This is a genomic window from Psychrobacter sp. 78a-MNA-CIBAN-0178 (assembly GCF_040309625.1).
In the GTDB taxonomy this organism is placed as follows: Bacteria; Pseudomonadota; Gammaproteobacteria; order Pseudomonadales; family Moraxellaceae; genus Psychrobacter; species Psychrobacter okhotskensis.
In genome coordinates this window covers 1-239 of record NZ_JBEOOZ010000201.1, presented here as the reverse complement: position 1 = coordinate 239, position 239 = coordinate 1, and the positions used below count along the sequence as shown (strand labels likewise).

Sequence of the window (239 nt, the reverse complement as noted above, 5' to 3'; positions counted from 1 at the left end):
CAGTAGCAGTGTTTGTAGTGGTCAACTAATTTAGGACACCTGATAAGAGGTTTTGATTAAAGTAACGTCTTTCTGTTTCAGCTGGTGTTAAATAATTGTTGAAAGTGTGCGGTCTCACGGTTTGATAGTAGCCCCAGATATAATCACTAATGGCACTTTTAGCCTCAGCGATATTCTCATAACCGCCCTTTGGCATCCATTCTGTTTTAAAGCTTCTAAAGAAGCGCTCAGTTGGGGCG

1 protein-coding gene is annotated in these 239 nt (G+C 41.4%); it reads right to left on the bottom strand.

What is annotated here, in order from left to right:
- Nucleotides 1-25: 25 nt before the first annotated feature.
- The coding region (locus tag AAEY80_RS14835; protein ID WP_350588636.1) for an integrase core domain-containing protein at nt 26-239 on the bottom strand (214 nt) is incomplete at its 5' end.